The following is a 17,161-nucleotide window of genomic DNA, read 5'->3' as shown; positions in this document are numbered from 1 at the left end:
ATGCTCGTAAATTTACGGAATTTTTAATCAGAATGGTAAAGATAGGTAACATCGAGCTGGGCTCATTCCCATTGCTTTTGGCTCCCATGGAGGACGTGTCGGATCCACCGTTCCGTGCGGTTTGTAAAGCAAATGGCGCTGATTTGATGTATACGGAATTTATTTCTTCCGAAGGACTGATTCGGGACGCTGCTAAAAGCGTACAAAAGCTCGATATTTTCGAATACGAACGCCCGATTGGGATTCAACTTTTTGGTAGTTCCATCGAGACGATGGCCTCATGCGCAGAAATCGCCACGAAAGCAGGTCCTGATTTAATTGACATTAATTACGGCTGCCCGGTAAAACAAGTGGCCTGCAGAGGCGCCGGAGCGGCCTTATTGCAAGATATTCCTAAAATGGTGGCGATGACCAAAGCCGTTGTTGATTCCACTCATTTACCAGTAACAGTTAAAACCCGCCTAGGCTGGGATGATTCCACCAAGAATATTGAAGATGTAGCCGAAAGACTGCAAGACATCGGTATACAAGCCTTGACTATTCACGGCAGAACCCGTGTTCAAATGTACAAGGGAGCTGCTGACTGGGAATTAATCTCGAAAGTGAAAAATAATCCACGGATTAAGATTCCCATTTTTGGTAATGGTGACATCGATTCGCCTGAAAAAGCCAAAGAATACCGCGACCGCTACGAAGTGGATGGCATAATGATCGGACGCGCGTCCATCGGCTATCCTTGGATTTTCAATGAGATTAAACATTATTTAGCTACGGGGGAACATTTGGCACCTCCTACCTTACAACAACGTCTACAAGTTTGCCTCGATCACCTCGACTTCTCGATCCGCTGGAAAGGAAATCACGGGGGAATAGTCGAAATGCGCCGCCATTACGCGAATTATTTCCGCGGAATGGACCATTTCAAACCTTTCAGAACTCGTTTAGTCACTACCTATGAATTCGAAGAAATCAAAGGGATTCTAAACGAAATCGCAGCGCATTACGCTGGAGAACCCTTACACGCCTAATGGAAAACAAGCAAAAATCCCCTTTATTACTAGTTATTTTGGCCTTTACGGCCCTATCCTTAATCTGGGGAAGCTCTTTCATCTTAGTGAAGAAAAGTTTAGTCTATTACAGCTCACCACAAGTGGGAGCTCTGCGCATATTTGCTGCCTTTATTTTTTTTATTCCCGTGTTTTTAAAGCAAAGACACGAGGTAAAAAAGGAACATTGGAAGAGTTTTTTATTAGCGGGCTTGACCGGAAATTTAATTCCTGCCATCCTGTTTTCCATCGCCGGTAAGCATTTGACATCGGCCTTGTCTGGCATGCTAAACGCTTTCACACCCTTATTTACCTTGATCGTGGGAATTCTCTTGTTTAAACAGGGTTTTCAATGGCGTCAGATGGTGGGAATTATACTAGGAATCGCCGGTTGTTTCGGATTGATTGTAGGTGGCGAAGGATTCAACATTGATTTTAATTACCACGCACTTTGGGTGGTGTTAGCTACCTTCTTGTATGGTTTTAACCTTCATATCGTGAAGACCAAATTATCAGGATTAAATCCCTTCACCTCTACGGCAGGCATCTTTATGGCGATTGGACCACTTTCATTGATCCTATTAGCCTCCACTGGATTCTTCTCTCAAGCCATCGAATGGTGGCCATTTTTAGCGGCTTGTTCATTAGGCGTTTTCGGCTCTGCGATCGCGATGGTTTTATTCAATCAATTGATCAAATGGACGAACGCGATTGTGGCTAGTTCTGTTACCTACATCATTCCGATCGTAGCCGTAGGTTGGGGCGTGTACGACGGAGAACAAGTATACCTTTCGCAAGTGGTTGCGATGATCGTGTTGTTAATCGGGGTTTACGAAATCAACCGATCAAAGGCTTGATTTTGATTCGATTATTTTTGATTCAATAATGGGTCCGCGCTCCCCTATGCCATTCTCGTTGAAAGCTTCAATTTGGAAATAATAGGTCTTGCCACGATCCATAGATTTAAAATAGTATTCATTTGCACCAAAAACCTGCACAGAAGTATACATTTTATCAGGTGCAATCCCAGAATAGATGACATAACCTGTAGCATTAGGTTTGTGCCCCCATTTCAACCAAGCACTGCGCGAATCATGTTCCCCGCGCAATACCAATAAATCCTTGATGACCCCTGGCTTTTCACCGTGTCCAAAACCAAAGGCCCGAATCCCCGAAATCGCAAACTTCCCTGCCGCCATATGGTGATTCACCAGCTTTAAATAGCGCACTTCCACTGGCTTCTTTAATTCAACATAATCGTGAGGAATGTCTGTTTTATTCGTAGACTTATCGATAATCAACTCCCATTTCTGGCCATCCTTGCTGCCTAATACTTGGTATTGATGGTAAATACCATTCATTTTCCCTAAGAAACTCGAATCAACATCTTGATCCGCATAGTTCAATTGCAAGGCTTTCAACGTAGAAACCTCTCCTAAATCCGTTTCAATCCACTCCCCTTTCTTCGAAGAGGCCGCAGACCAATAAGTTTTCATTTGCTCATCGACCGCAAAATTCGCGGAATAACCCGGCAAACTCGAAGATACGCGCACCGGTTTATTGTAATTCAACAGCATCCAACCCGTAAATAAATCCGACGGCGTATCCACTTTTTTGGTAGGCATATAGTAGGGATAATCGCCATAGGCGGTATTCGTATACATGATTCCGTCTTGATCAAAATACGTAGGCCAAAGTCCTAACCGACGCTCAAAACTATTCTTCACCGCAATCGTGATCGTAGATACATGCCACCAGTTGCCGTATTGTCCCTCAAATGTCGCTCCATGCCCTGCGCCTCGTGTAAATCCACCCGGTTTGAATGAAAACGGGTTGTGCGCTTGGTAAGTAAACGGACCCATCGGATGATCCGCCGTATACACGCCATCACCGTAGGCAGAAAATTCCGTCCCCGGAGCGCCGTATTGCAAATAATATTTCCCCTTGTATTTATTCATCCAGGCTCCCTCCATAAAGGGCTTTAAGAACGTATTGTCTTGGTATTCCCCAAAACGCTCCCAGCCATGCAGCTCGTCATTTAATTTAATCAAGTCCTTGCGTTCCCCGATCGGCTGCAAAGTCTTCCGGTCTAATTCTTGCCCATACATCGGATAAAAATTACTCGAACCGTGGTATAAATACAGACGGTTGTCATCATCTAGAAAGAAAGCGGGATCCCAGGCACCCGCCGTAAAAGCGTGAACAGCTTCTTTCCAGGTATCCGTTTCTGGTTTTTGGGAATACCAAAGCGTAAAATCTTTTGCGTAAGTGGAACCGATCACTAACAAACTGTCACCTAACGTAAGCGTCGCAGGTGCACACAATTCATCATACACTTTGTGATAGGGTTGCAAGAAACGGCGGGAAACAAAGTTCCATTTCAGCATATCCGAACTCCACCAATAGCCCCATTGGTTCGTGGAAAACAAGTAGTATTTGCCTTTGAAATACGAAATCACGGGATCTGCTGTAGCTCGGTGACGCCCCTGTTCTGAGAAATTAGGTATGGGGGTAAAACCGTAATCCAAGTTCATCGGGTTGCAATAAGTGGATGGCGATGAAGCGGTTTGCGCGCCGGCTGAAAAAGTAAAAGACAAAATAAAAAGCAACAATGCTGGAACAATTTTCATAGTTTTGAGGTCATATAGATGCCAGACTTATCTGGCTCATTTTCGATGAACAAAGTAAGTAAATTTCAGGGAATTATTTGGGCGGCAGTGTTGATAACACTGTGGATCGCGAATTTAGCCTATTGGATAGACGCTGATTTTAGCTGGTCAAATCCCTGGATCTATGTTGCGGTATTGATTCAAACTCACTTGTATACCGGATTATTCATTACGTCACACGATGCCATTCATGGGGTGGTATATGCTGAGAATCCTAGTCTGAATCACGCTATCGGACGTTTCTGTACCATCCTTTTTGCCTTTAACGATTATAGTACTTTACGTGCCAAACACCATTTGCATCACGCCCATGTGAATACAAACGAAGATCCAGACGTACATCAAGGGCCTTTCTTATTCTGGTGGTTCAAATTTATTTGGCAATATGTGACATGGAAACAAGTGCTGGCCATGGCGATTACCTATAATGTGTTGAAGATCTGGTTTCCGATGTGGAATTTGATCTTGTTTTGGGAAGCGCCCGCGATCTTGAGTACACTGCAATTATTTATTTTCGGAACCTATTTACCGCACCGGGGTGAACACGCAGCGGACAATAAACAGCAATCAAGAAGCCAAAGCAAAAACCATATTTGGGCGTTTATTTCCTGCTACTTTTTTGGCTACCACTTCGAACACCACGCGCATCCCTATTTGCCTTGGTATAAATTACCCAAAGCCAAGGACGAAAGCCTTGCCTAGACCTAGATTTTTCCTAAATTTGCATCGCACAAAATCGACATAAACGAGCTCCTCATGAAAGAACCTAAATACAAACGCATTTTACTAAAACTTTCAGGCGAATCTCTTTCGACAGATGGAGAAGTGATTGACCCAACCATTCTTGGTCAATATGCCGCTGAAATCAAAAAGGTGCATGATTTAGGTGTTGAAGTAGCTATCGTAATCGGTGGAGGAAATATCTTCCGCGGAGCTAGTGCAGCGAAAGCAGGCATTGACCGCGTACAAGGCGATTACATGGGTATGTTAGCGACCGTAATCAACGGCATGGCGGTACAGGCTTCTTTGGAAAAACAAGGATTGTACACGCGGATGATGACAGCCATCAAAGTAGAAGCGGTTTGCGAACCTTTCATTCGCCGTCGTGCGATGCGTCACTTAGAAAAAGGACGTATTGTGATTTTTGGTGCAGGAACAGGTAACCCTTATTTCACGACAGATTCTACTGCCTCTCTTCGGGCCATCGAAATCGAAGCAGATGTGGTGTTAAAAGGAACGCGAGTAGACGGAGTTTACACTGCTGATCCAGAGAAAGATGCGACGGCAACTCGCTATACGCATTTGAGCTTTTCGGAAGCGATCTCTAAAGGCTTGAAAATTATGGATACCACGGCATTTACTTTATGCCAAGAAAATAACGTACCCATCATCGTGTTCGACATGAACAAGGACGGGAACTTAGCTGCCTTAGTATCGGGTGAGGATGTAGGAACATTAATTAGTTAATTGATAAAATGGAAGAAATCGAATTCTATATTGACGCAACAGTCGAAACCATGGACGGTGCGATCAAGCACTTAAACATTGAATTATCTAAGATTAGAGCTGGTAAAGCGAGTCCATCCATGTTAGATGGATTAACCATCGATTATTATGGTATGCAAACGGCTATTTCAGGGGCTGCTTCAGTGACCACTCCAGATGCGCGTACGATTGCGATTAAACCTTTTGAGAAAGGAATTTTCGCGGAAATCGAGAAGTCTATCCGCAACTCCAGCTTAGGTTTGAATCCAATGAATGATGGGGAAATCATTCGTTTATCGATTCCTCCGTTGACTGAAGAGCGTCGCCGTGATTTAGTGAAGCGTTGCAAGCAAGAAATTGAGGTCGCTAAGATTAACATCCGCAATGCCCGTCAAGACGGAAACAATAGCATCAAGAAATTAAAAGGTGATGGCGTATCAGAAGATGCAATCAAAGAGGCAGAAGATAAGATCCAAAAGAAAACGGATGCCTACATCGCGAAAATAGACCAGGTCTTCAACGAAAAAGAAAAAGACATCATGTCAGTATAATAAGAAAGCCTCGAAATTCGAGGCTTTTTTTATTCTTCCATTCCCAGCGCATAACCCGTTTCTAACATCCGTCGAATATCCATTTTGGTAAAATGTTGGATATCGATGCTTAAAGGCTGCTTAGGTCTGATAATCGTCAACTTCACTTCTGAACGGGACATTTTTAAATCCGCATTCAAAATCTCATTGACCGCAATATCCATCACCCGGTCGACTAAGGCTAATAGATCTCCTGAGTCAAAGTCCCCGCCTTCGATCATCTCCGTGTGGCAGGTGATCACTACTACTTCTTTGGCACCATCATTGATGGCCTTTTGCAAGGGCGCCACGTCCCGCAAACCTCCATCTAGGTAAGATTTACGCTTCTCCCCCTCAATCTTCACCACAGGCATCAATATGGGCACAGCAGAGGAGGCCATTAAGTAGTCTTGGAAATTTTCAAAGCTGGGATCCACGTAATGCATCGAGCCCTCCATGATATTCACGGCACCTACTTTCAATGCGACAGGGCTTGCCTGTAAATTCCTAGAATGCAACACATCAGATAACAGTTGTCGTAAAGGACTGGTATCCACTAATCCGCGAAACTTCTTAGTTAAAGCCGTCCAACCTAATTGAAAAATGTTAAACGGCTTCGATAAACATGCTGGATGCGTAATGCGTCGCTCCCAAAAATCCCATAAATCCTGTGCTGCCTGAGGGTAGGAAATAGGCAATCCTGAATTTGCTTGCTGACCAAATTGGTTTACTAAATAAGCCGCATTTAAACTTCCCGCAGATACACCATAAATAGCATCTGGCTGATAACCTTTCTCAAAAAGCGCTTTGATAACGCCCGCTTGAAACGCCCCTTTGACAGAACCACCCGCTAAGACTAAAATCTGACTCATAATACCTTATTATCCACAAATCTGATTAAATTTACACAATTTACTGATTCAAACAATCCACATGTCCTACTCCATTTCTTCCATTCAAGCGCCCATCGATGATTCGATGAAAGCATTCGAAGGGAAGTTCAAAGCTTTCATGAAGACAAAAGTGATGTTGCTCGACACCATCATGCATTATATTGTCCAAAGAAAGGGAAAACAAATGCGTCCGATGTTCGTCTTTTTGACCGCAGGATGTATGGGAGAAATCACGGAGAAAACATTCAGAGGCGCGGCACTTATCGAATTATTACATACCGCTACGTTAGTTCACGATGACGTCGTAGATGACTCGAATTACAGACGTGGATTCTTTTCCATTAATGCGATTTGGAAGAATAAGATTGCCGTTTTAGTGGGGGATTATTTACTTTCTAAAGGCTTATTGCTTTCTGTGGAGCATGAAGATTTCGATCTATTGAAATCAGTCTCCACGGCCGTTCGCGAGATGTCTGAAGGTGAATTATTGCAAATCGAAAAAGCGCGAAAACTGGACATCACAGAAGACGTCTATTTTGATATTATTACGAAGAAAACGGCGACTCTTATCGCCGCTTGCTGTGCGGTCGGATTTCAATCTGCCGGCGCTGGTGTGGAGATGGTAGAGAAAGCTCGGTTGTTTGGAGAAAAAGTGGGTATTGCTTTCCAAATAAAAGATGATCTGTTTGATTACGGGGATGCGGAAATTGGGAAACCTTTGGGAATAGACATTAAAGAGAAAAAGATGACATTGCCCCTAATTTATGCCCTGCAAAACACGGATAACTCCACTAAAAAGCACATCATTCAGTTGATCAAAAAAGAGTCAGAGGATTCCAATAAAGTGCGCGAAGTCATCGAATTCGTGAAAACAACAGGAGGTCTGGCCTACGCTAACCAAAAAATGAATGAAATCGCAGAGGAAGCCCGTGCGATATTAGCCACCTTTCCTGCTTCGGATTACCGCAACTCTTTGGGTGATCTGATTAGCTATACGATAGAACGCAATAAATAATTTTCGAATAATCCATAAAAAAAGGGAACCATCTCTGATTCCCTTTTCTTCAATTTACTTTCCGATTAACGTGGGCCCCCGAAGCCTCCTCCGCCACCACCCATACGCATGCCTGGCATACCCATTGGTTGTTGTGGAGCAGCTGGAGCCGCATCGCCTTCGCCTTTCGTATCGTCGTTATTCACTGATTTCTTTTTCTTCGTAGGACCAAAGCTCATTTTACCAATACGGTAAGAGAAATTGATCTTAAAGTTCATGTTACGCAATGTATTCTCGCTCACCTGATTAATTACAGGAGTCTTTGTTTCGCTGCGAATGACAAAACCTTCTGGAGTGAAGAAATTCTCCGCACCGAATCCGATACTTCCTTTTTTATTCTTAAAGTCTTTCTTAAAGCTCAAGCTATAAATTCCAAAGCCCCCTTGAGACCCTTGTAATTGAACTTGATTCACTCGGTAAAAAGAGAAAATTTGAGCTCCCCAACCATTTCCGATGTTGTAATTACCAAAAACACGGAAGTTTGTTTGCAAGCCTTCATTCTTCGCATTCAATAAAGGATCTGGTACATTATTAGCTAATACCAAATAGGAAAGATCTCCGCCACCACCAATCATTAATTTATTAGAAAGGTTCACATTCAAGTTCACGTTCATACCATAGGCATCCTCATTACCAATATTTCTAGAGGTCGTTTTTACCGTATCGCCAAACACTTCTCTAATTTGATTGATCGCACCCGTCGTATTACGAACAAAGAAAGAAGTAGAAACATAGGTTTGTTTCACGAATTTACTGAATGAAACCTCATAGTTATTCGTGTATTCTGGCGCCAAATTCGGATTACCTGTAGAAATATTTAATGGGTTCGTTGCATTCACGTTTGGATTCAAATTTTGAATTCCTGGACGTTGAATACGGCGATTATAGCTAAATCTCCAAGTACCTGACTTAAATGTTTTAGACATATTGAAACTAGGAACTAAAACGCCATAGGCTGGAATTACGGTATTTTGACCTTCTTTCTTCAAGAAACTAGCTGAAATATCAGTATACTCATATCGAGCACCCGTCTTAATACTCCACTTATTCTTAGTAGTTAACGTATAAGAACCGTACGTGCTGTAGATGTTCTGATTATAATCAAACACGTTAGATGGCAAAATAGCCGAGTTCACTTGCGTATAAATACCTCCTGAAGTCCCTGTGAATGACTTGTAATCTGATGTCACATTACGAAGAATTCCTTTTCCTCCAAACTCCAATAATTGATTCTTGCCCAGTGGAGTTTGGTAATCCATTTGGAACGTAGCCTCCTCATTGTACGACGTATTCTCATTCTTAATCGAGCTCATAATTTCACTCATCGTCGACTTAGGATTTAAAATCAAATTGTAGAAGTCATTCGCACGGTTATTGCGGCTGTACATCGATAAGATAGAGAACTCTCGTTGCGCTTTTTCAAACGTATGCGTGTAATCAATGTTCACATCCACGTTTGCAGATTCATCCAATGAATTCGTATTGCGAAGAGATGAAACCACTCCGTTTCTGATTTGTTGCAATCCATCTTGCCAGTTATTACCGTTGCGAAGACCAAAACGAACACTTGAAGTAATCGAATTATACTTGTTCATATCCCAGTCAAAACCTAATTGGTAGTTACCAAATAAACCCTCACGACGTGATTCAGCTGTCTGAACGTTCGTTGTCTGCAATCCATTATTGGTGGTGATTTGTGTACTTTCAAACTTCCCGTTCACATTGTATTCCGAACGGCCAAAACCACCTAAGGATAAGCCCCAATTCTTGTTTCTAAAATTTCCGTTCAATGATAAATTAGAACCACGAATACCCGCTGAAGAATCAAATGACAAGGTTAAACCTTGTAAAGTGTTTTTCTTAGTGACAATATTAATAATACCCGCTGACCCCTCTGCATCATACTTAGCAGACGGAGACGTAATTACCTCCACTGTCTTGATCATGTCTGCTGGAATTTGACGTAAGGCATCCGCAATATTGGAAGCCATAATCGTAGAGGGCTTATTGTTGATTAACACTTTCACACTCGTAGATCCACGCAAAGAGGGGTTACCATCTAAATCGACTGATAACATCGGTACCTTTTTCAAGACATCCGTTGCATCGCCGCCTTTATTAGAGGCATCTTTTTCCGCATTGTACACTGTACGATCTACACGCTCTTCGATTAAAGCACGTTGACCTTCTACCGTTACTTCGGAGAGCATCTTAGAACTAGGTTGTAATTTAATCACCCCTAGGTCGTGGTCGTCATTCTTTTCTGACACAGATACAAAAACCGTTTTGCTTTCATACCCGATAAAAGAAACAACGATTTTATACGATCCCACAGCTACTTTATTCAGGGTAAATTTACCCACGCCATCAGCAACGGTTCCGTCTACTGGTTTATTTGTTTTGGTATTGATTAGGGCCAAAGTGGCGAATTCCACTGGCTTTGAATCGGTCGAATCCAATAAGAATCCGATGATTTTTGCACTTCCTTTAGGCGCTGCTTGCGCAGTTCCAGGAATCACTACTTCTTTCTTAGGCGCTGCACCAAAACCGCCCATTCCACCAGGAATCTGGGAAATAGCCGTTAATGATAAACTCATTAGTGCAAATAGCGTAATTACTTTTTTCATTGTTTGTTGTTTAAACATCTTCATTTAACGAATGCAAAATTTGTACATTCTATTTAAAGGTCTTCTTTTTTGCGACCAAAAAGGGTAATTTGTAGTCCAATATGACGTTTCAACTCCATACCCCCAGGCTCACTTTAATTCCCTTAGCCAACCAACACCTTCAAGTTTGGCATGAATCGGGCCGCAAAGATCTGGAAAAAATACTAGATCTACAGCATAACCCCTGGGAAATGGAATTGTTCTACGAAGAGGAAACCCAGCAAGCATTACGTGATTATTGGATTCCTCAGACAGCAAAATTTCCGCTGGACTACTATTGGTACACAAATTGGGAAATAATCCTAAAGGCCTCGTCCTGCTCTGTGGGGGGAATCGGTTTTGCAGGATTGCCAGATGATCAGGGAACTACAGAGATCGGTTATGCGCTGGATCAGAAATTCAGAGGACAGGGAATTGCTACCGAAGCGGTGCAGGCCTTATGCGATTGGGCTTTTCAAGATTCCGGATTACGTATTATTCGTGCGGAAACACCGGTGAACAATGCGGGGTCGCAACGGGTTTTGGAGAAAAACGACTTCCAAAAAACAGGGGAGAAAACACTGGCACTCGAAAACCCGATGCAAGTTTTCACCTGGGAACGCCTTCGTTACTGATCTTTTTCAGTAATTTTACTGAATTGCCAATGTTAGACAGCTAAACGCATGCAAAATTTTACTTCGGTTAAAGACGCTTACAATATTCAAAACTTAGTCAATGAGGCTTTGTTGATGAAGAAGACCCCGTATGCTGATAAGCACATTGGGAAAAACCGTACGCTCGGCTTATTATTCTTCAACTCGAGTCTTCGGACGCGCCTTTCTACCCAAAAAGCTGCTCAAAACCTCGGAATGGAGGTTATGATTATGAATGTGGGAGCCGATTCGTGGCAACTAGAAATGAACGAGGGCGTCATCATGAATGGTGACAAGGCGGAACACGTTTCAGAAGCAGCCGCTGTCGTAGGTTCGTATTGCGATATCGTAGGGGTGCGTAGTTTCCCCGGTTTAGTAGATAGAGAATTAGATTACAGCGAACAGGTGTTAAACCAGTTCTTGAAATATACGGGACGTCCATTCCTTAGTTTGGAATCAGCGACGCGCCACCCTTTGCAGTCCTTGACGGATTTAATTACCATTAACGAATTCAAAACTGTTGAACGCCCTAAAGTGGTGTTAACTTGGGCTCCGCATGTGAAAGCCTTGCCCCAATGTGTGCCTAATTCCTTCTCGGAATGGATGAATCACGCGGACGTGGATTTTACGATTGCACATCCGAAAGGCTATGAATTAGCCCCTGAATTCGCTGGAAATGCGAAGATTTGCTACGATCCTAAAGAGGCGTATGAGGGTGCAGATTTTATTTATGCTAAAAACTGGTCATCCTACCAAGACTACGGAAAAATACTTTCTTCCGATCCCGCTTGGATGGTGGATGCCGCGAAAATGAGCCTTACAAACAACGCGAAATTTATGCACTGCCTTCCGGTTAGGCGGAATTTAGTGGTTGCTGACGAGGTGATTGATTCCCCTAATTCGATTGTGATTCAACAAGCGGGCAACCGAGTTTGGGCGGCACAGGCTGTTTTAAAGGAAATGATTTTAACCATCATGAGAACGGAAAGCCCTTATTTATTCTAATGTCTGCTAAACCCACCCTTCAGGTAGTTAAAATAGGCGGAAATGTCATCGACAATCCTTCCGACTTGGCTAGCTTTTTGCAGAACTTTGCTTCTCTGACTTGCCCTAAATTGCTGGTGCACGGAGGGGGTAAGATTGCCACTCAAATAGCAGCTTCGATGGGTATCGAGAGTCAAATGATTGAGGGTAGACGTGTGACAGACGAAGAAAGCCTTCGTATTGTGACGATGGTTTATGCGGGTTGGATTAATAAATCGATTGTGGCCGAATTACAAGGATTATCCTGTAATGCTTTGGGCTTAACTGGACCGGATGGCAGAATCGTGCTATCGAAGAAAAGAACTGCAACACCCATTGATTATGGTTTTGTGGGCGATATTGTTTCGGTGAATGCCGATTCATTGTCAGGATTAATTGCCGCCGGATTCTCTCCCATCTTTGCTCCGATTACGGCAGATGCTGCAGGTCAACTATTGAATACGAATGCGGATACGATGGCACAGGCTTTGGCTATAGCCCTCAGCTCAACATACGAGGTTACGTTAACGTATTGCTTTGAAAAGAAAGGCGTTTTATTGGATTCTAGTGACGACGATTCAGTCATTAGCTCCATCAATCCAGCCTCGTTTATAGACTTAAAAGAAAAAGGAATCGTCTCGGCTGGGATGATACCGAAATTAGATAATGCCCTTAAGGCGATCTCTGCCGGTGTTTCCGTGGTGCGTTTATGCCACGCAGATAACCTGCAGAAAACCGAAATAGGAACGAAAATTAGTGCCTAACATGTACCAAGAAAGTCAATTTCTAGCCGCAAAAGACCTATTAGCTCAGCTAATAGCCTGCCCCTCTCTTAGTAAGGAGGAGCAAGGGACGGCGCAGATTTTGGTGGACTTTTTCATGGCTCAGGGCATTCAACCAAATCGCTTAGGAAATAATGTGTGGGCAACTAATTTGCATTTCGATGCATCTAAGCCCACGATTCTATTGAATTCCCACCACGATACGGTAAAAGCAAATGCGTCTTGGACCTTTGATCCCTTCAAGGCGACAGAGAAAGAGGGGAAATTGATCGGCTTAGGATCGAACGATGCAGGCGCTAGTTTAGTTTGCTTGATAGCGACCTTTATCTCTTTTTACGCTGTAGAAAACCTCGGCTTCAACCTTCTGTTAGCCGCTACCGCGGAGGAAGAAATATCAGGAACGGGTGGAATTGAAGCTCTTTTAAATTCAGGGGATTTACCTCTAATCGATTTTGCGATCGTGGGCGAACCCACGGATTGCGCCATGGCGATTGCGGAAAAAGGCCTGATGGTGGTGGATGCGAAAGTAAAAGGAATTGCAGGGCATGCAGCTAGAAATGAGGGAGTGAATGCGATTTACTTGGCTTTAGAGGATATACAACACATTCAAAATCATTCTTTCTCGAAAGTTTCTGATTTATTAGGACCGGTAAAAACGACGGTAACGGTTATCAACGCAGGCAAACAACATAACGTGGTTCCTGATACTTGCGATTACGTGATCGATTGCCGAGTGAATGAATGTTATTCTTTGGAAGAAGTGCTGGCAGAATTAAAAACCATTGTTCAGGCGGAATTAATGCCTAGATCGATGCGATTAAACTCCAGCAGAATGGAGGAAACACATCCGTTAGTAAAGGCAGCAAAAGGTTTAGGCATCAATTTATTCGGTTCACCTACCCTTTCCGATCAAGCTTTATTAACGATACCATCAGTCAAAATCGGTCCCGGACACTCCGGCAGATCGCACACGGCAGACGAATATATTTTCTTGGATGAACTGAAACAGGGCATCCAAACTTATCAAAATCTCCTTACAACCCTAAGCATTTAAGATTGTGGCAAAACTTTGGCAAAAAGAAAATCAGACGACAGACGCTAAAATTGAGAAATTCACGATTGGGAATGACCCCGTGTACGACTTGCAATTAGCGCGCTATGATGTGCTGGGGTCACTAGCTCACATCACGATGCTTGAGAAAGTAGGTTTGCTGGGTGCGGACGAATTAGGCCCTTTGTGCGCTGAATTGAAAGCTATTTATGCCCAAATCGAAGCCGGCGATTTTACTATCGAAGACGGAATGGAAGATGTGCATTCCCAAATCGAGTATTTGTTAACGCAGAAATTAGGTGATCAGGGCAAGAAAATTCACGCAGGGCGTTCAAGAAACGACCAAGTGTTAGTGGATTTGAAATTGTTTATGCGGGCTGAAATCCAACACATCGCTGACGCGGTGGAGCGTTTGTTTGACTTGTTAATCGCCAAAAGCGAAGCCCACAAAAACGATTTATTACCTGGCTACACGCACTTGCAGATTGCGATGCCCTCGTCTTTCGGACTTTGGTTCGGAGCTTACGCAGAGAGCTTGGTAGAAGATATTGAATTACTAGAGGCAGCCTTCCGTCTAGCCAACAAGAACCCATTGGGTTCTGGCGCTGGATATGGATCGTCCTTTCCTTTGGACAGAAAATACACCACGGAATTATTAGGTTTCGAATCGCCGCACGTGAACGTGGTGAACGCGCAATTATCGCGGGGGAAGACCGAATTATTTGTCTTAACGTCCATTGCACAGATCGCCACGACGCTGAGCAAATTAGCGATGGATGTGTGTTTGTACAATTCCCAAAACTTCGGCTTCATCGAACTCCCTAGCTCTTTAACGACAGGAAGCTCCATTATGCCGCATAAAAAGAATCCAGACGTCGCGGAATTATTGCGTGGAAAAGCCAACAAGTTGAAGGCATTACCGAATCAATTACAGTTATTGACGAGCAACTTACCATCGGGATATCACCGCGAATTCCAATTAACGAAGGAGTTGTTGATGCCGGCGATTGAGGAAATTTTGGACGGTTTAGAGATCACGCACTATATGGTGAGCCATCTGAAAGTGAAGAAAGACCTGTTAGTGGACTCGAAATACGATTTATTGTTCTCGGTAGAAGAGGTGAATAAATTAGTCGTGCAAGGGGTTCCCTTCAGAGAAGCCTATCAAATAGTGGGGAAAAAGATCGAGGACGGCGCTTTCGATGGCAGCACGCGCGAAATCAATCATTCGCATTTAGGCAGTATTGGCAATTTAGGTTTGGCAGAAATTCAAGACCAAAAAGAAATCGCTTGGAAGCGTTTTGGCTTTGAAAAAGTGAACAAAGCTATCGCTGCATTAATTTCTTAATATACTTTCCTAGAATATCGAATTCTAAGTTCACCTGATCACCTACACTTAGTTGATGAAAAACAGTGTGTTCGTAGGTATACGGAATGATGCAAACGGTAAAGGAATCGTCCTGAGAGTCTACCACGGTTAGACTTGTGCCGTTCACACAAATGGAGCCTTTTTCGACCGTGACGTGGCCGCTACTTTTTGGATAGCTAAAGCTGTATTCCCAACTACCTTGTTGATCTTTGATTTCTGTACAAATTCCAGTCAAATCCACATGTCCTTGTACAATATGCCCATCGAAGCGAGCATTGGCGGCCATGCAACGTTCTAGGTTTACTTTTTGGCCTATCTTCAAATCACCCAAATTCGTCTTCTGCAAGGTCTCATCTATCGCCGTTACACGGTATTGCTCTCCTTGAATCTCTACGACAGTCAGACAAACCCCGTTGTGTGCGAGTGATTGATCCACTTTCAATTCCTGCGTGAATGGACATGTGAACCAAAATTCCACATTCGTTCCTTTTGCTTCTGTCTTTACTAGCGATCCCATCGCCTCCACAATACCTGTAAACATCTGATTTATTTGCTAATTTTACGTACCCAAAATTACACCCATTCCTATGAAATTCAACAAATGGTTCCTCTTTCTGATTCCCATCATCGCCATTCTTGCCTATTTTAGCATTCCTAAGGCAAAACCAGTGAATGAAACGGGAGCTGATGTGCTGAAAATCCGTCGAGATAAAGACTCTGCCTTAAAGGACGACGAGGAATCCCCCATTAAAGATAAAGCGACCTTCAAGGGTCTGAAGTACTACTCTTTCAACAAAGATTATATCGTCGATTTCGTCTTAGAAAAAGCCGAAAAAGCGAAAACCGTAGAATTAAAAATGACGGATGGAACGACAGAAAAGTTGATTTTATTCGGAAAAATCAAAGGGGAGCTAGGTGGATTTGCTATTTCTCTCGTATTATATCAACACGATGACGGGAATTTCTTCCTGCCGTTTAAAGACAAAACCGCCCCCACAGAAACCTATGGAGGCGGACGTTTTCTAGATTTACCCCTAACAAATGTAAAAAACAATCGGTTGCGGGTGGACTTTAATCTAGCGTATAATCCCTATTGTGCGTACAACGAAGATTTCGCCTGTCCCATTCCTCCCGCAGAAAACACCCTCCCGATTCGCATCGAGGCAGGTGAAAAACTTTTTAATTAACCTGGTGTAGCGAAGCTGCACCTGATAAGTCTTTTGTGATGACTGGACTTCCTTTGTATTTCACGTGAGATGCACCCGAGGCGTCTACTTTCAAAGATTTCTGAACATGCACGGAAGCACTGCTTGCACCAGAAGCTTCCACATCCACATGACGTGATAAGAATTCCAACGCTTTCAAGTGACTTGCACCTGAGGCCTCCACTTTCAAATAATCGGATTGCCCAGCGATTTTACAATCAGATGCGCCACTTAATTCTATCGTTAACTTATCTGTTCTAAGGCCGTCAACTGATCCTTTCGCAGCTCCAGAGAATAATAAGCGCATCTCTTCTTCATTTGAAAACCCTTGCAAGTCTACCTTACAAGCACCTGTAAATTCACCACTTTCAAGGCGAGGCAGAGTGATGTTAATGACTACCTTAGACCGACTATTATTCCAACTCCAAGTCCAATTAGTTCCATATCCAATTTCTAATTTACCGGCAGAGGTAGTCACCTCTAAATCTTCAATATCTTTTTCTCGTCCGGTGACGGAAACGGCATGCACATTCCCTTTGTGAACATGCACTTCGAAAGCACTCCCTAACTCGATGGATTTGAAATTAGCTACTTTGAATTTCTTAGTAACGATAGCAGGATCTGCGAATGAACTAAAAACGACTAAAAAGGCGGCGAATAAAGACAAGATTTTTTTCATAGATTTTTTAATTTGTTGCTAGATGCTTTCAATACTAA

General features: G+C 43.2%; 17 protein-coding genes. 12 read left to right on the top strand and 5 right to left on the bottom strand.

Translation table 11 applies throughout. The features are described from left to right. Positions 1-32 precede the first annotated feature (32 nt). The gene (gene dusB, locus SKC37_RS01210; protein WP_377979717.1) at positions 33-1,028 is read left to right on the top strand and encodes a tRNA dihydrouridine synthase DusB; all 996 of its coding nucleotides are present in this window, start codon (positions 33-35) and stop codon (positions 1,026-1,028) included. Further along, positions 1,028-1,903 carry a DMT family transporter gene (locus tag SKC37_RS01205; protein ID WP_377979716.1) on the top strand — a complete coding sequence of 292 codons (876 nt, stop codon included), beginning with the start codon at positions 1,028-1,030 and terminating at the stop codon, positions 1,901-1,903. Before dusB ends, SKC37_RS01205 begins: the two co-directional genes overlap by 1 nt. Here the strand turns inward: SKC37_RS01205 and SKC37_RS01200 are convergent. After that, complete coding sequence (locus SKC37_RS01200) at positions 1,892-3,676, bottom strand: family 43 glycosylhydrolase (protein WP_377979715.1); 1,785 nt, start codon at positions 3,674-3,676, stop codon at positions 1,892-1,894. The genes SKC37_RS01205 and SKC37_RS01200 overlap by 12 nt on opposite strands. Positions 3,677-3,694: 18 nt before the next feature. On the opposite strand from SKC37_RS01200, the gene SKC37_RS01195 reads away from it, so the two are divergent. Genes SKC37_RS01195 through frr form a run of 3 tightly spaced genes read left to right on the top strand, consistent with a single transcriptional unit; the run spans position 3,695 to position 5,751 of the window. Then, positions 3,695-4,417: a fatty acid desaturase gene (locus SKC37_RS01195; RefSeq protein ID WP_377979714.1), complete on the top strand. Its 723-nt coding sequence runs from the start codon at positions 3,695-3,697 to the stop codon at positions 4,415-4,417. Positions 4,418-4,471: 54 nt separating this feature from the next. After that, positions 4,472-5,182, top strand: coding sequence for a UMP kinase (gene pyrH, locus SKC37_RS01190; RefSeq protein ID WP_377977671.1), 711 nt, complete (start codon positions 4,472-4,474; stop codon positions 5,180-5,182). Positions 5,183-5,190: 8 nt separating this feature from the next. Continuing rightward, positions 5,191-5,751 carry a ribosome recycling factor gene (frr, locus tag SKC37_RS01185; protein ID WP_130896083.1) on the top strand — a complete coding sequence of 187 codons (561 nt, stop codon included), beginning with the start codon at positions 5,191-5,193 and terminating at the stop codon, positions 5,749-5,751. Positions 5,752-5,780: 29 nt separating this feature from the next. Here frr and SKC37_RS01180 read toward each other — a convergent pair whose 3' ends face one another. Continuing rightward, complete coding sequence (locus SKC37_RS01180; protein WP_377979713.1) at positions 5,781-6,641, bottom strand: patatin-like phospholipase family protein; 861 nt, start codon at positions 6,639-6,641, stop codon at positions 5,781-5,783. Positions 6,642-6,702: 61 nt separating this feature from the next. Between SKC37_RS01180 and SKC37_RS01175 the strand changes: the two genes are divergently transcribed. Beyond that, positions 6,703-7,677: a polyprenyl synthetase family protein gene (locus SKC37_RS01175; RefSeq protein ID WP_377979712.1), complete on the top strand. Its 975-nt coding sequence runs from the start codon at positions 6,703-6,705 to the stop codon at positions 7,675-7,677. A 65-nt stretch (positions 7,678-7,742) separates the two neighbouring features. Here SKC37_RS01175 and SKC37_RS01170 read toward each other — a convergent pair whose 3' ends face one another. Continuing rightward, positions 7,743-10,343 carry a TonB-dependent receptor domain-containing protein gene (locus SKC37_RS01170; RefSeq protein ID WP_377979711.1) on the bottom strand — a complete coding sequence of 867 codons (2,601 nt, stop codon included), beginning with the start codon at positions 10,341-10,343 and terminating at the stop codon, positions 7,743-7,745. 101 nt (positions 10,344-10,444) lie between these two features. Here SKC37_RS01170 and SKC37_RS01165 point away from each other — a divergent pair, with 101 nt between their 5' ends. The 5 genes from SKC37_RS01165 to argH are packed head-to-tail and all read left to right on the top strand — an operon-like array spanning position 10,445 to position 15,218. Further along, entirely contained in the window at positions 10,445-10,996 is a 552-nt protein-coding gene (locus tag SKC37_RS01165) for a GNAT family N-acetyltransferase (RefSeq protein WP_377979710.1), read from the top strand. A 48-nt stretch (positions 10,997-11,044) separates the two neighbouring features. Beyond that, positions 11,045-12,019, top strand: coding sequence for a Rossmann-fold NAD(P)-binding domain-containing protein (locus SKC37_RS01160; RefSeq protein ID WP_377979709.1), 975 nt, complete (start codon positions 11,045-11,047; stop codon positions 12,017-12,019). After that, complete coding sequence (gene argB, locus SKC37_RS01155) at positions 12,019-12,801, top strand: acetylglutamate kinase (protein WP_377979708.1); 783 nt, start codon at positions 12,019-12,021, stop codon at positions 12,799-12,801. The genes SKC37_RS01160 and argB overlap by 1 nt, the downstream gene beginning before the upstream one ends. Before the next feature lies 1 nt (position 12,802). Further along, entirely contained in the window at positions 12,803-13,873 is a 1,071-nt protein-coding gene (locus tag SKC37_RS01150) for a M20 family metallo-hydrolase (protein WP_377979707.1), read from the top strand. Positions 13,874-13,877: 4 nt separating this feature from the next. Next, on the top strand, positions 13,878-15,218 hold the full coding sequence (gene argH / locus SKC37_RS01145) for an argininosuccinate lyase (RefSeq protein ID WP_377979706.1): 1,341 nt from the start codon (positions 13,878-13,880) through the stop codon (positions 15,216-15,218). Here argH and SKC37_RS01140 read toward each other — a convergent pair. Next, the gene (locus SKC37_RS01140) at positions 15,196-15,780 is read right to left on the bottom strand and encodes a riboflavin synthase (RefSeq protein ID WP_377979705.1); all 585 of its coding nucleotides are present in this window, start codon (positions 15,778-15,780) and stop codon (positions 15,196-15,198) included. The two genes, argH and SKC37_RS01140, sit on opposite strands and share 23 nt — an antisense overlap. A gap of 46 nt (positions 15,781-15,826) precedes the next feature. On the opposite strand from SKC37_RS01140, the gene SKC37_RS01135 reads away from it, so the two are divergent. Continuing rightward, on the top strand, positions 15,827-16,426 hold the full coding sequence (locus tag SKC37_RS01135) for a DUF1684 domain-containing protein (RefSeq protein ID WP_377979704.1): 600 nt from the start codon (positions 15,827-15,829) through the stop codon (positions 16,424-16,426). Here the strand turns inward: SKC37_RS01135 and SKC37_RS01130 are convergent. Beyond that, positions 16,419-17,123, bottom strand: a complete 705-nt coding sequence (locus SKC37_RS01130) for a head GIN domain-containing protein (protein WP_377979703.1) — start codon at positions 17,121-17,123, stop codon at positions 16,419-16,421. The genes SKC37_RS01135 and SKC37_RS01130 overlap by 8 nt on opposite strands. Between the last annotated feature and the right edge of the window lie 38 nt (positions 17,124-17,161).

It is taken from the genome of Aquirufa esocilacus (genome assembly GCF_042715595.1).
Lineage (GTDB): Bacteria > Bacteroidota > Bacteroidia > Cytophagales > Spirosomataceae > Aquirufa > Aquirufa esocilacus.
This window is presented reverse-complemented; position numbering and strand designations above follow the sequence as displayed.

Bases quoted from the DNA above. Each gene is read 5' to 3' on its own strand.
- dusB (WP_377979717.1), top strand. From the start codon at position 33: ATGGTAAAGATAGGTAACATCGAGCTGGGCTCATTCCCATTGCTTTTG.
- SKC37_RS01205 (WP_377979716.1), top strand. From the start codon at position 1,028: ATGGAAAACAAGCAAAAATCCCCTTTATTACTAGTTATTTTGGCCTTT.
- SKC37_RS01200 (WP_377979715.1), bottom strand. From the start codon at position 3,676: ATGAAAATTGTTCCAGCATTGTTGCTTTTTATTTTGTCTTTTACTTTT.
- SKC37_RS01195 (WP_377979714.1), top strand. From the start codon at position 3,695: ATGCCAGACTTATCTGGCTCATTTTCGATGAACAAAGTAAGTAAATTT.
- pyrH (WP_377977671.1), top strand. From the start codon at position 4,472: ATGAAAGAACCTAAATACAAACGCATTTTACTAAAACTTTCAGGCGAA.
- frr (WP_130896083.1), top strand. From the start codon at position 5,191: ATGGAAGAAATCGAATTCTATATTGACGCAACAGTCGAAACCATGGAC.
- SKC37_RS01180 (WP_377979713.1), bottom strand. From the start codon at position 6,641: ATGAGTCAGATTTTAGTCTTAGCGGGTGGTTCTGTCAAAGGGGCGTTT.
- SKC37_RS01175 (WP_377979712.1), top strand. From the start codon at position 6,703: ATGTCCTACTCCATTTCTTCCATTCAAGCGCCCATCGATGATTCGATG.
- SKC37_RS01170 (WP_377979711.1), bottom strand. From the start codon at position 10,343: ATGAAAAAAGTAATTACGCTATTTGCACTAATGAGTTTATCATTAACG.
- SKC37_RS01165 (WP_377979710.1), top strand. From the start codon at position 10,445: ATGACGTTTCAACTCCATACCCCCAGGCTCACTTTAATTCCCTTAGCC.
- SKC37_RS01160 (WP_377979709.1), top strand. From the start codon at position 11,045: ATGCAAAATTTTACTTCGGTTAAAGACGCTTACAATATTCAAAACTTA.
- argB (WP_377979708.1), top strand. From the start codon at position 12,019: ATGTCTGCTAAACCCACCCTTCAGGTAGTTAAAATAGGCGGAAATGTC.
- SKC37_RS01150 (WP_377979707.1), top strand. From the start codon at position 12,803: ATGTACCAAGAAAGTCAATTTCTAGCCGCAAAAGACCTATTAGCTCAG.
- SKC37_RS01140 (WP_377979705.1), bottom strand. From the start codon at position 15,780: ATGTTTACAGGTATTGTGGAGGCGATGGGATCGCTAGTAAAGACAGAA.
- SKC37_RS01135 (WP_377979704.1), top strand. From the start codon at position 15,827: ATGAAATTCAACAAATGGTTCCTCTTTCTGATTCCCATCATCGCCATT.
- SKC37_RS01130 (WP_377979703.1), bottom strand. From the start codon at position 17,123: ATGAAAAAAATCTTGTCTTTATTCGCCGCCTTTTTAGTCGTTTTTAGT.